The organism is Cohnella massiliensis (assembly GCF_900169535.1).
GTDB lineage: Bacteria > Bacillota > Bacilli > Paenibacillales > Paenibacillaceae > Cohnella > Cohnella algarum.
In genome coordinates, this window is the sequence record NZ_LT821259.1 from 2,948,444 (window position 1) to 2,960,351 (window position 11,908).

General features: G+C 57.5%; 14 protein-coding genes. 7 read left to right on the top strand and 7 right to left on the bottom strand.

Annotation, left to right across the window (positions count from 1 at the left end; genetic code table 11):
* Positions 1-210 precede the first annotated feature (210 nt).
* From B7E11_RS27555 to cymR, 5 genes are all read right to left on the bottom strand, one after another.
* The gene (locus B7E11_RS27555) at positions 211-1,281 is read right to left on the bottom strand and encodes an AI-2E family transporter (protein ID WP_080840633.1); all 1,071 of its coding nucleotides are present in this window, start codon (positions 1,279-1,281) and stop codon (positions 211-213) included.
* A 207-nt stretch (positions 1,282-1,488) separates the two neighbouring features.
* Entirely contained in the window at positions 1,489-1,695 is a 207-nt protein-coding gene (locus B7E11_RS27560) for a hypothetical protein (protein WP_080841064.1), read from the bottom strand.
* 5 nt (positions 1,696-1,700) lie between these two features.
* Positions 1,701-2,222, bottom strand: a complete 522-nt coding sequence (locus B7E11_RS27565) for a PRC-barrel domain-containing protein (protein WP_245809873.1) — start codon at positions 2,220-2,222, stop codon at positions 1,701-1,703.
* A gap of 40 nt (positions 2,223-2,262) precedes the next feature.
* Entirely contained in the window at positions 2,263-3,426 is a 1,164-nt protein-coding gene (locus tag B7E11_RS27570) for a cysteine desulfurase family protein (RefSeq protein ID WP_080840635.1), read from the bottom strand.
* Positions 3,427-3,436: 10 nt separating this feature from the next.
* A complete protein-coding gene (gene cymR, locus B7E11_RS27575; RefSeq protein WP_080840636.1) occupies positions 3,437-3,853 on the bottom strand; it encodes a cysteine metabolism transcriptional regulator CymR in 417 nt (138 codons plus the stop codon).
* 265 nt (positions 3,854-4,118) lie between these two features.
* Here cymR and mnmA point away from each other — a divergent pair, with 265 nt between their 5' ends.
* Positions 4,119-5,252 carry a tRNA 2-thiouridine(34) synthase MnmA gene (gene mnmA / locus B7E11_RS27580; RefSeq protein ID WP_080840637.1) on the top strand — a complete coding sequence of 378 codons (1,134 nt, stop codon included), beginning with the start codon at positions 4,119-4,121 and terminating at the stop codon, positions 5,250-5,252.
* 104 nt (positions 5,253-5,356) lie between these two features.
* Here the strand turns inward: mnmA and B7E11_RS27585 are convergent, their stop codons facing one another.
* Positions 5,357-5,554 (bottom strand): cold shock domain-containing protein, encoded by a 198-nt coding sequence (locus B7E11_RS27585; RefSeq protein ID WP_080840638.1) that lies wholly within the window; start codon positions 5,552-5,554, stop codon positions 5,357-5,359.
* Positions 5,555-5,907: 353 nt separating this feature from the next.
* Here B7E11_RS27585 and B7E11_RS27590 point away from each other — a divergent pair, with 353 nt between their 5' ends.
* The 5 genes from B7E11_RS27590 to B7E11_RS27610 all read left to right on the top strand — a co-directional run bounded on the left by B7E11_RS27590 (position 5,908) and on the right by B7E11_RS27610 (position 10,209).
* Positions 5,908-6,141, top strand: coding sequence for a hypothetical protein (locus tag B7E11_RS27590; protein ID WP_080840639.1), 234 nt, complete (start codon positions 5,908-5,910; stop codon positions 6,139-6,141).
* A gap of 29 nt (positions 6,142-6,170) precedes the next feature.
* A complete protein-coding gene (locus B7E11_RS27595; RefSeq protein ID WP_080840640.1) occupies positions 6,171-6,350 on the top strand; it encodes a hypothetical protein in 180 nt (59 codons plus the stop codon).
* A 246-nt stretch (positions 6,351-6,596) separates the two neighbouring features.
* Positions 6,597-8,390 (top strand): oligoendopeptidase F, encoded by a 1,794-nt coding sequence (gene pepF / locus B7E11_RS27600; protein WP_080841066.1) that lies wholly within the window; start codon positions 6,597-6,599, stop codon positions 8,388-8,390.
* A 28-nt stretch (positions 8,391-8,418) separates the two neighbouring features.
* Complete coding sequence (locus B7E11_RS27605; RefSeq protein ID WP_080840641.1) at positions 8,419-8,952, top strand: YfiT family bacillithiol transferase; 534 nt, start codon at positions 8,419-8,421, stop codon at positions 8,950-8,952.
* Between the two features lie 141 nt (positions 8,953-9,093).
* Positions 9,094-10,209 carry an HD domain-containing phosphohydrolase gene (locus tag B7E11_RS27610; RefSeq protein WP_080840642.1) on the top strand — a complete coding sequence of 372 codons (1,116 nt, stop codon included), beginning with the start codon at positions 9,094-9,096 and terminating at the stop codon, positions 10,207-10,209.
* A gap of 330 nt (positions 10,210-10,539) precedes the next feature.
* Here B7E11_RS27610 and B7E11_RS27615 read toward each other — a convergent pair whose 3' ends face one another.
* A complete protein-coding gene (locus B7E11_RS27615; RefSeq protein ID WP_080840643.1) occupies positions 10,540-11,073 on the bottom strand; it encodes a DNA-deoxyinosine glycosylase in 534 nt (177 codons plus the stop codon).
* A gap of 540 nt (positions 11,074-11,613) precedes the next feature.
* Between B7E11_RS27615 and B7E11_RS29890 the strand changes: the two genes are divergently transcribed.
* Positions 11,614-11,908: IS110 family transposase (locus tag B7E11_RS29890; RefSeq protein WP_176220920.1), on the top strand; the 295-nt coding region annotated here is incomplete at its 3' end.

Here is an 11,908-nt window from a genome sequence, read left to right on the forward strand (position 1 = left end):
GGCCCTCGAACCGGCGGGGATTGGCCCCGCGCTCCGAAACCGGCTTCCTTCGCCCTTCGCAATGAAGATTCTTTCAGCCCGAGGACGACGCGCGCCCGGGAATCTTCTCTCTGGTCTTGCGGTCTGCAAAGTACTCTTGTTTCGTCAACGCGTTGACTATAGGCGTTTCAAACAATCACAATTGATTATAGTCAACAAAATTTCGCGATGTCAAACGGTTTTTCTGCGAATGTAGTAACCGAACAGATGCTGGGCCACCACTTTGGCGGCGGCGTAGAACGGAACGGCCAATATCATGCCCGCAACGCCGGCGAGCTCCCCTCCGACCAGCAGCACCAAAATAATCGTCAGCGGATGAATATGCATCGACCGGCCGACGACCTGCGGGCTGATGACGTTGCTTTCGAGCGTTTGGCAGAGCGAATTGACGACGATGACGAGCAGCACCATTTTCCACGAAATCGTCGAAGCCATGACGAGAGCGGGCAGCGCCCCCAGAAACGGCCCGAGATACGGGATAATATCGAACAGCGCGACGAACGCCGCCAGAAGCAGCGGGTACGGCATGCCGATCAGCAAATATCCGATGTAGGCTGTCAAGCCGATGCAAACCGATACGAGCAGCTGTCCGCGAATATAGCTTCCGAGCGCCTGGTCGATATCTTTGAGCATGCGCACCATCGGCTTGCGCTTCGCCCGGGGCACGTATTTCAGGACGGCCCGCTCCAGCACGTCCATGTCCTTCAATATGTAAAACGCGAGAAACGGGACGATCATCGCCAGAAAAAACACGTTCAGCACCGCGCCGATGTTGTTCAAAAACTCCGTCACCCGCTCGGATATCTGCTTCTCCAACCCCGCGATCGCCCGATTGATGCCGTTGCGGACGCTTTCCGGCAGGATGTCGTTGTTGTTGAAATGGTTCAGCAGATTTTGGGCGCGCATCGTCATTTCCGGCACGTGCTCGTTCAGCTCCTGCACTTGCCCGATGAACATCGGCGTCACGTTGACGAAGATGACCGCGCTGGAACCGATAAAAACCGCATATATCAGCAATACGGCGGCCGTTCTCGGAACCTTTCGCTCATGCAGCAGCCCGACGACCGGGTTCAGCACGTACGCGATAATCATGGCGATCAGGAACGGAGCGAGCACGGCTTTAAGAAAGCCGTATACCGACAGCAGCATCGGGCGGACGAGACTGACGAGAAACAAGGCGATCAATATGAGAATAACGAAGATCAGCACCGTAAAAAGGCGGCTTTGCGCAAACCGGTTCATTCCGGCACCCCCGATCCGTATGGCTGCTTCCGCCGTCGTCTCCTTCCAGTATATGTACTTGTCCGCTCCCTTAAACCGGCGGAATGGACGGAGGCACGCAAAAACCCCGGCCTCCATCATGATGGAGTACCGGGGTTTGCGCAGGGGAAAACAGAAGCCCGATAAATCGCGTTCCGGACTTCATGCTCCCGCTTTATGCCGTAATAATTACATCCCGTTCGCGTGAACGTGCGGAGGAATCGGCTCTTCGAAGAAAAGATCGTCGAGCGAGCTGAGCGTTCCGTCCTCTTCCACTTGGTAGACCGACATTTTATCGCCGTTGACCGTCAATTCGATAAAGCAGCTCCAGCAATAAAATTGATGGGAACCGATTTTCCCGATATCTTTGGAATTGCAGTTTGGGCATCTCATCATCGTTATCACCTGTCACTTTCCGCGTAAGGTTCTCTCAGCACCCGCTCGCAGGAGGCGGGCACGAGGATGGCATTCTCGCCCAAGGTTACGCCCTCGGGCCCATCCGGCAGCAGCAGCCGACGCCGTCCCTCGAACACATCCGCGAGAAAACCGTCCGTTAATTCATAGCCTATTATTTGTGTACCCTCCGGAGAGCGAAAGTAAACGTCCGCCACCCGGCCTAGTTCTTGTCCATCTACGGTGCAAACCGGAAGCTCCTTCAACCTGACCGTGCCCGTTTGAAACGAACGTAGCAGCTGATTCCGCGGAATGGGGCGCAGCGCGCTGCGATCGGAAATCACGAGCGCGTCGTCGCCGCAAACGGCGACGTCCTTCCAATCCACCGTGTACACGGCTTTGCGAAACCAGATGCGCGTATCCAAAACGATGAAAGAGAGCTTCCAAAACTCGTCGAATCCGATATCCTGGACTCTTCCGACCCGCTTGCCGTTCGTCAGAACAACCGGCAACCCGATAAGATGCTGCACGTTTCGCAAGGTCTGGCACCTCTTTTTCGCGAGGCGCTTGTTATCTTTTACGCAAACGCGCCGCAATGGTTGCAATTATTTTTGCGGTTTTTTCCGCTTCTTCTATAGTATTGCCCATTCCGAAGCTAAAACGGACGGCGGATTTGCAAAAATGATCCGAAAGTCCCATCGCGAGCAGCACATGCGATGGCTGCAAAGAGCCCGACGTGCAGGCCGAGCCTCCGGAAGCGGCGACTCCCGCCAAATCGAGATTCATCAGCATCGTTTCGTTCGCGATGCCGGAAAAGCCGATGTTCGCGATGCTCGGCAATCTTCCCGCCGGATCGGGATCTCCGTTCACGACGAAACGGTCGGCGCCGAGCTCGCGCTCTAGCGACTCGATCAGCTTGCGGCGAATCGTTTCCGCGAGGGAGCGCCGCTCCTCGCGGCTTTCGTGCGCGATCTTCGCAGCCGCGGCGAACGCCGCGATGCCCGCGACGTTCTCCGTGCCGGCCCGGCGGGAACGCTCCTGGGAACCGCCCACCTGCGTCGGCTGAAACGGCGTGCCGTTGCGAATATATAAGGCGCCCACGCCTTGCGGGCCGCCGATTTTGTGCGCGGTTACCGTCAGCAGATCGACCGGAAGGTTCGACAGATCGAACGCTTCGTAGCCGAATGCCTGAACGGCGTCCGTATGCATAACGGCGCCGTGGCGGCGGGCGATGCGGCCGATTTCCTCGATCGGCTGCTTCGTGCCGGTCTCGTTGTTGGCCGCCATGATGCTGACGACGGCCGTATGCGGCCCGATGGCCGCTTCCGCGTCTTCGACCGAAACCCGGCCGAGGTCGTCGACGGGCAGCAGCGTAAGCTCGAACCCTTCCTCTTCCAGCCTGCGGCAAGCGTTCAGCACGGCATGATGCTCGATTGCCGTCGTCACGATTCCCCGGCGCGCGGCGTCGCGCCCGCGCTGGGACCGAGCGGCCCCGTACAAAGCGGCGTTGTCGCTTTCCGTGCCTCCGCCCGTAAACGCGATTTCCTCGGGCCGGCAGCCCAAAATGCGGGCCAGCTCGTCCCTTGCTGCGGTCACGCGGGACCGCGCTTCCCTTCCGAAGCGGTGAAGGCTGGACGGGTTGGCGGGTCCGGCCGCCGCCGCGTCCGCGTACGCCCGAATCGCCTCGGGGAGCATCGGGGAGGTCGCCGCGTGGTCAAAATAAATCGTCGTCATGCTCGCCGCCTTAAATGTAGAACATATAGCTGTCCTGGGCTTCGCCTTTAAAGTTGATCAGGTCGGACAGCGTCGTGGAATCGAGCACTTCCGCGATGCTGTCGCGGATCCGCAGCCAAAGATCGCGCTTCGCCGGATCGTCCTCTTCCGTAAAGTCGACCGGACTGATCGGCCCTTCCAGAATGCGGATGACGTCGCCCGCCGTCAGCTGTTCCGGTTCCTTGGACAGGACGTAGCCGCCGTAAGCGCCGCGGATGCTTTTCACGAGTCCCGCGTTGCGCAGCGGAGCGATCAATTGCTCCAGATAGTGTTCGGAGAGCCCGTTTTTCTCGGCGATGCTTTTGAGCGAAATCGGTCCTTCGCCGAATTTTGCCGCGAGCTCCATCATAATCGTCAAACCGTAACGGCCTTTAGTCGAAATTTTCAAAATCGCACCTCGTTTTCATGCATGGCATGGTTTCTATTTGTTAATTCAGGAAAATGTACCGGAAAATAGGGCAGTATCCCCATATCACATCTATGTTATCATAACATCACCTTTTTGGACAAAAAAAACGCAAACTATTCGCTCTCCGCCGAATGCGGACGGAGCGGGCGTGTGCACCGGGCAAGGTTGTGTTAAAATGAGGACAATCCGCAGCGAACCGGAAAGCCGGTTCGTCTTCGGACCCGTAACCCAAGGAGTGATACTGATGATCGATCTGCAATCCGCCGATCCCGCATCCGTGCGCGTCGTCGTCGGGATGTCCGGGGGAGTCGATTCTTCCGTCACCGCGCTTTTGCTTAAACGGCAAGGCTACGACGTCATCGGCGTTTTTATGAAAAATTGGGACGATACCGACGAAAACGGCGTGTGCACCGCTGAACTGGACGCCGAAGACGTTCGCCGCGTCTGCGATCAGATCGGAATCCCCTATTATACGGTCAATTTCGAAGCCGAGTACCAGGACAAGGTGTTCTCCTACTTTCTGGACGAATACCGCCGCGGCCGGACGCCGAATCCCGACGTCATGTGCAACCGCGAAATCAAGTTCGGCGAATTTCTGCAAAAGGCTCTCGACCTCGGCGCCGACGTCATCGCCACGGGCCATTACGCGCGCGTCGAGCGAGCGGACGGCGAATACCGGCTGCTGCGGGGCGTGGATAGCAACAAGGATCAGACCTACTTTCTGCATGCGCTGAACCAGTCCCAGCTGTCCCGGGCGATGTTTCCGATCGGGCACCTGCCCAAGCCGGAAGTGCGCAAAATCGCCGAAGAAGCCGGGCTGTATACCGCCAAGAAAAAAGACAGCACCGGCGTTTGCTTTATCGGGGAGCGCAACTTCAAGGAATTTTTGAGCCAGTACCTTCCCGCGCAGCCCGGCGACATGGTCGATCTGGCGACCGGAGCGGTCAAAGGCCGCCACGACGGGCTGATGTACTATACGCTCGGCCAACGGCAAGGGCTCGGCATCGGGGGCTCCGGCAGCGGCGAACCCTGGTTCGTCGCGGACAAAGACCTGGAACGCAACATTTTGTACGTCGTCCAGGGGGACGCCCATCCGAGCCTGTACTCGACCGCGCTGACCGCGGAAAACGTCAACTGGATTTCCCCGGAGCCGCCGGCCGCGGAAGTGAAGTGCACGGCCAAATTCCGTTACCGCCAGGCGGACCAAGGCGTCACCGTCAAACCGCTTGAAGGCGGGCTGTGGCGCGTCGAATTCGACGTCCCGCAAAAGGCCGTAACGCCCGGCCAAGCGGTCGTACTGTACGACGGCGACGTCTGTCTCGGCGGCGGCACGATTTGCCAGGTCCACAAGGCCGTTGCGGCGGGCCGGCCCGTCTGACGCCGGCGCCCCCGAACGGCCAAAGGAAAAACCCCCGGAATTCCGGGGGTTTGTTCGTTAGCGCTCTTTCGTGATATGAAGATAAGCCTTCGCGCGAGCGAGACTTACAGTTTCACCACGTTGGATGCTTGCGGTCCACGGTTGCCTTGCGTAATTTCGAATTCAACCGCTTGACCTTCTTCCAAGGTTTTGAAGCCTTCGCCTTGGATAGCAGAGAAGTGCACGAATACGTCGTTGCCGTCTTCAACCGAGATGAAGCCGTAACCTTTCTCTGCGTTAAACCACTTAACTGTTCCTCTCAAATGAAAAACCTCCTAAAAATCTCGCCGTAGCTCGGCGAATGAAATCATTATAACCTATTCATTGTCAAGACGCAATATGTGAAAAGATTGATGATTTTTGTAAGCGGCCCGGCTGCGGCCGCGCCCCGGCAACGTTTTCAAGCTCGGCGAGCCGCCCGTCGCGATGGGAATTCGGCATTGCCGGTCCGGCATCTTCCGCCCTCTTCGAGGAGACATACGGAGCAGCCGAATCTTTCCGGCGAAACGTTGATTTCTTCGCCCATCTCTTCTATGATCAAATAAACCGAATTCATGCAATAAGGCCTCGCGCGTCCCGGTTTCGGAGCGGGCGAAGCCGGACAGGAGAACCGATCATGTTCGCCAAACACGTGATTTACAAGCATGACAACTATAATATGTTGACCGTCGAGGTGCAAGGCAAGACGATCGTCGTCCGTCAAATCTCCGATCAATGGGGCGAGGAATGCCATCGCTTCGTTAGCCGGCCGGAGCTGATGAATTGGGCGGAGCGGCATTTTGCCGCCGAGGACTTTCCGGGCGGCGAGCCGCAGCGTCAGGAGACGCTCGAAAAGCTCCGCTCCGTCTGACATTCGCTAACGGGAGGCTGCCAATTTCTTTGAACGATAATCCGACGCTTATTTTCGCCATCGTCGTCTTCTGTCTCGGAGCCGTGCTGATCTGGCAAAGGGAATACATTCCCCAAAAGCTCAAAAAACCGCTCGCGATTTTCGCGGCGCTGATGATCCTGTTCGCGTTCGGGCTCATCGTGTACACCTTTTTCGCCTTGGGAACCTGACTTATATTCGGGACCAGTTGGGACATACTACCAAACGGAATCGCCTATCCGCTCGCACGGAGGTCCGTTATGAAATCGTATGTCCCGTTGTCCGCCGCCTTGCTGGCGGCGTTGTCTTTTGCCGTCGACCAGGCCGCGAAGCCGTTCGCCGCGCTCTCCGGCCGCCCCGATTCCGCGGTAGCCGCCGCGGCGCCCGCGGAATCGACGCTCCGCCAAGCGATTATGATGAGGAGGTTGTCAACCGACATGAGCCAATTGCCGAAACGAAACGAAACGAACGCCGAATTTCACTGGCGTCTGGAAGACCTGTTCGCAAGCCAGGAGGCTTGGGATGCCGAATACGCCAAAGTGAAGAAACAGATCGGGGACATCGCCGCTTACCAAGGCAAGCTGAACGACGCCGCGACGGTCGCGTCCGTTTTCGCCCTGGAGGATGAGCTGTCGCTGGGCGTCGAGCGCCTTTACGTCTACGCCAGCATGCGGCATCACGAGGATATGGCCGAAGGCCGCTACCAGGCGCTCTCGGAAAAAGCGAAAAAATTGAGCGTCGAAGCGAACGAGTCGCTTTCGTTCATCACGCCCGAAATTTTGGCCTTGTCCGAGGAAAAGCTGAAGCAAATGATCGATTCGCCCGCACTCAATTCTACATATAAACGCGAGCTCCGGGAGATGCTGCGGCAAAAGCCCCACATCCTGTCCAAAAGCGAAGAAGCGCTGCTCGCGCAGGTCGGCAACATTTCCCAGGCGCCCAGCACCATTTTCGGAATGATGAACAATGCCGACCTGAAATTCCCGAAGGTGAAAAACGAGCAAGGCGAGGAAGTCGATCTGACCCACGGCCGCTATATTCAGTTTTTGGAAAGCCGCAACCGCGACGTGCGCCGCGAAGCGTTCAAGGCAATGTACGACACGTACGGCAAATGGCGGAATACGCTCGCTGCGACGCTGAACGCGAACGTGACGAAAAACCTTTTCTACGCCAAAACTCGCAAGTACCCGAGCGCGCTGGAAATGTCTTTGTTCGGCGACAATATCCCGCAAAGCGTATACGACAACCTGATCGCCACTATCCATCGGCATTTGCCGCTCATGCATCGCTACATGGAACTTCGCAAAAAGCTGCTGAAGGTCGACGAGCTGCATATGTATGATCTGTTCGCCCCGCTCGTGGAAGAATTCGATATGGACATCTCCTATGAGCAAGCGAAGAAAACCGTGTACGAAAGCCTCGCCCTGCTCGGCGAAAACTACCGCAAAGTGCTGCAGGAAGGCTTCGACGGCGGCTGGATCGACGTTTACGAAAACGAAGGCAAACGCAGCGGCGCCTACAGCTGGGGGGCGTTCGGCACGCACCCGTACGTGCTGCTCAACCATAAGGACAACCTGAACAGCATGTTCACGCTCGCCCACGAGATGGGCCATGCGATGCATTCCTATTATTCGGACGAAAGCAACGACTACCGGAGCGCGCAGTATACGATTTTCCTCGCGGAAGTCGCCTCCACGCTGAACGAGGCGCTGCTTATGAACCATCTGCTGGAGAAAACGACTGACCCGAAAGAAAAAATGTACTTGCTCACCTACTACGCCGACCAGTTCCGGACGACCGTCTTCCGGCAGACGATGTTCGCGGAATTCGAAAAAATCGTCCACGCGAAGGCGGAAAGCGGCGAAGCGCTCACGCCGCAGGAGCTGTGCGACATCTACTATGAATTGAACAAAACGTATTACGGGGACGGCGTCGTCGTCGACAAGGACATCGAAATGGAATGGGCTCGCATCCCGCATTTCTACACCAGCTTTTACGTGTATAAATACGCGACCGGGTTTTCGGCGGCAACCAGCTTCGCCAAACAGATCCTGGACGAAGGAGAGCCCGCGGTCGAGCGTTATCTCGGCTTCCTCCGCAGCGGCGGAAGCGACTACTCGATCGAAATCCTGAAAAAAGCCGGCGTCGACATGTCGACCGAAGAGCCGATCGCCCAAGCGATGAGCGTATTCGAAAATCTGCTCGATCAAATGGAACAGCTGACGAAATAATCGGCTGCGAGAGAGGGGAAACGAAGCGATGGAAAACGAAGAGAATCTGCGTTATCCGGTCGGAGCTTTCGAAAAGCCTTCCGCTTTGGACATGGAGGAAATACGCCGCTGGATCGGGGAACTTCCGGCCGCCCCGGAAAACCTGCGGCTCGCGGTCCGGGATTTAAGCGACGAACAGCTCGATACCCCGTACCGCCCGGGCGGATGGACGGCCCGGCAGGTCGTTCATCATATGGCGGACGCGCTCATGCAGCAATATACGCGCTTTAAGCTCGGATTGACGGAGAACGAACCGACGATCGCGGCGTTCGAGGAGGACGAATGGGCGAAGCTGCCCGATTCGGCGCGTTTTCCCGTCGACTCCTCCCTGCTCGTCTTCGAGGGGGTGGCCGTGCGCCTGGAGGCGCTGCTGCGAACGCTAGACGCCTCCGTTTACGAACGCAAATTCATCCACCCGGCGAACGGACCTACGAAACTGTATGAATTGTTTGCTTATGCGGCCTGGCACATTCGGCATCATACGGCGCATATCACGTCTTTGAGGCAGCGAAACGGCTGGTAATCGGCCTGCTTTCCATAGCGTTCCGCCAAGTTTTTGGCGGAACGCTATATTTTTTTATACTCCATCCCTGTCGCTGGCAGGATTCGACACGATTCTCCGCGAATATGAACCATTCAAGGGATCGAACAAGCGGGGGATTGGATGAAACAGGAATTGTCGTCGGAACAACTCCTAAGCGTAATTTTTGATTATATGGCCAAAATTACCGGGGAAAACCAGCTGGAACGAGTGTTGGTTCTGATGGCCAACATGGGCAGGGAAATGATCGTGGCGGACCGCTGCGCGGTATGGCTGATCGACGAGGTCAACGAAGAGCTGTTCACGACCGTCGCGCATGGCACGAAGCCGATACGCATTCCGTACGGGAGCGGCCTTGTCGGACATTCCATCCGAACCGGGGAACCGATCGTCATCGAGGATGCGGCTGCGGACCCGAGACATCATGCCGAAACCGATCGCATAACCGGTTACGTCACCAAATCCGTCATCACCATTCCGTTCCGGAACAGCGATGGCCGCATCATCGGCGCCTATCAGGCGGTCAACAAGCTGACCGAAGCCGCGATATTCACTTCCAAGGACATCGAGCTGCTGTCGCTAGCCGCTTCCTATGCGGGCAAATCGCTCGAATCCGTCATGCTCCATCAGGAGATTATCGACACCCAGCGGGAAATTATTTCGACGATGGGCGAAATCGGCGAAATCCGATCCAAGGAAACCGGCAATCACGTAAGGCGGGTGGCGGAATTTTCGTATGCGCTCGCTCGTTCGCTCGGCCTGTCGGAACACGACGCCGACGTCCTGCGGACGGTGTCCCCGATGCATGACATCGGCAAGGTCGCCATTCCCGACTCCATTTTGAACAAGCCGGGAAAGCTGACGGACGCCGAATACGACATTATCAAGTCCCACACGAAGATCGGGCACCAGCTGCTGCGGGGTTCCCGCCGCGAGCTGCTTCATGCCGCCGCCATCGTGGCGGAGCAGCACCATGAAAAATGGAACGGAGAGGGCTACCCGAACGGGCTGGCGGGCGAAGAGATTCACATTTTCGGACGGATCACGGCCGTAGCGGACGTCTTCGACGCGCTGAGCGCGGAACGCGTCTACAAAGCGGCCTGGCCGATCGAAAAAATCGAGCAGCTTTTTCGCGACGAGCGGGGCAAGCATTTCGATCCCGACGTCGTAGACGCGTTTTTCCGCGTGCTGCCGGAGCTGATTGAAATTCGCGACCGCTTCTCCGACAAAGAAGCCTGATCGGCAGCGGCCTGGCCCGGGCAAGTCTCTCAAGTTCGACGCGGCAGGCCGTGGATACGGCTTGTCAGCGGCGATGGCCGAAGGCAAGAGCTCAAGCAAGGCGCGGCCTGCCCACTCGCGGCCTCTCCGAGGCATTGCCCGGGGGCAGGCGCTCCGACCTTCCGGCCGCCTGCCCCCTCCTGCCCGATGGCTCCGCTCGGGCAATGCGCTCAAACGCGACGCGGTTCGGGGGCACCTCGCGGCCTCTCCGAGGCGAATGCCGGGGGCAGGCGCTCCGACCTTCCGGCCGCCTGCCCCTCTCCTGCCGATGGCTCCGCTCGGGCAATGCGCTCAGCGTTGCGGAGACGGCAGCAGAGGAGCGAGTTCCCGCCGCCAGGCCGCGAGCCGATCCTCCAGCCCGCGATAGTCGCGGGTCGGAATCGGGCTCGTGGACGGCAAGCGAAGCACCGTCCGCTCCGCCACCTCCGGCGCCGAGCCGAAAAAACGGCGCAGCACGGAATACGACTGCGTCCCGTTGCAAACGAGCGCCTGGATGCCCGGGAAGCGGCGGAGAAGGCCCGGAATGTCGTTCGGCTCCTCTTCCCTGATTTCGCTGTCCAGACTCCCCTTCCGCTCGCACGAAGCAATCGTATCCCAAAGCGCGATCCCGTGTTCGAGCGCGAATTTCAGCCTGTCCTCGTAAGCGTCGTCCGGTACCGGATCTCCGAACAGACCATAAACAATCCGCCACAAATAGTTCCGGGGATTGCCGTAATATTCGAATGCCTTGAGCGAAGCCACGCCCGGCATGCTGCCCAATATCAAAATCCTCGAACGCTCGTTCACGATCGGAGGAAACGAACGTATCCGCCCATCGCTTCCCATCGCGGCCACCTTCCTTCCTGAAGCTTGGCCTGATTATAGCGGTTGCCGCAAAGCGATGCAAACGACAGGAAAAGGCTAAGAAATATGCCTGAAGGAATCCTTGGAAAAAAGACAAACTCCACGGGGATCGTGAAAGGTGGGGATTTGGTGCGGAATGTCGCGTGAGACGGACCCGGCTATATCTACGGTCAAAAAAATTTTCCTCGAAAAAGGCGCCCCCATGCGCATGGCGGGTTGAGATACTCAACCGGACCCCACTGATCCTGGCTGTGTGCGTTTGACCGGCCGAGGTGAGTAATCCCCTATGACGTTACCGTCACCGCCATAGATGAAAATGTGGTCGTACGCGTCCTTTTATCCTTCTTACATTCTGGACAAACAGATAATGAACAGATCAAAAGACGGAAATTTATTGGTCCCCCGTTGAGTAATCCGTCTTATTGCAGTTTGCGAGAGCCGCCCATTGTCCCTAAAGACGCGTATAAACTCTCTCCTTTAGGACTGCATGGTCTGTTTAATCTGAAACAAGAGGGTGTTGGTATGGATGCTGTACGTCAAATTTGTGCTGGTCTGGATGTCCATCAGGAAACCGTAGTTGCATGCGTCTTGTCGGGTTCGTTGGAACACAAACCCAAGTCCGAAATCCGCACGTTCGGTACCACTACCCGCGAATTGCTGGAGCTGCAGGATTGGCTCGAGGAGCGCGAGTGCCGAGAGGTAGCGATGGAGAGCACCGGTGTGCTGTGGAAGCCAATATGGAACGTCCTGGAGTCCACCTGTGAATTGACTCTCGCCAATGCACGGCAGATTCAAAAGATGCCGGGACGTAAAACCG

Excerpts from the sequence above, each read along its gene's own strand:
- mnmA (WP_080840637.1), top strand. The coding sequence starts at position 4,119 with ATGATCGATCTGCAATCCGCCGATCCCGCATCCGTGCGCGTCGTCGTC.
- B7E11_RS27560 (WP_080841064.1), bottom strand. The coding sequence starts at position 1,695 with ATGATGAGATGCCCAAACTGCAATTCCAAAGATATCGGGAAAATCGGT.
- pepF (WP_080841066.1), top strand. The coding sequence starts at position 6,597 with ATGAGCCAATTGCCGAAACGAAACGAAACGAACGCCGAATTTCACTGG.
- B7E11_RS27605 (WP_080840641.1), top strand. The coding sequence starts at position 8,419 with ATGGAAAACGAAGAGAATCTGCGTTATCCGGTCGGAGCTTTCGAAAAG.
- B7E11_RS27570 (WP_080840635.1), bottom strand. The coding sequence starts at position 3,426 with ATGACGACGATTTATTTTGACCACGCGGCGACCTCCCCGATGCTCCCC.
- B7E11_RS27590 (WP_080840639.1), top strand. The coding sequence starts at position 5,908 with ATGTTCGCCAAACACGTGATTTACAAGCATGACAACTATAATATGTTG.
- B7E11_RS27615 (WP_080840643.1), bottom strand. The coding sequence starts at position 11,073 with ATGGGAAGCGATGGGCGGATACGTTCGTTTCCTCCGATCGTGAACGAG.
- B7E11_RS27555 (WP_080840633.1), bottom strand. The coding sequence starts at position 1,281 with ATGAACCGGTTTGCGCAAAGCCGCCTTTTTACGGTGCTGATCTTCGTT.
- B7E11_RS27610 (WP_080840642.1), top strand. The coding sequence starts at position 9,094 with ATGAAACAGGAATTGTCGTCGGAACAACTCCTAAGCGTAATTTTTGAT.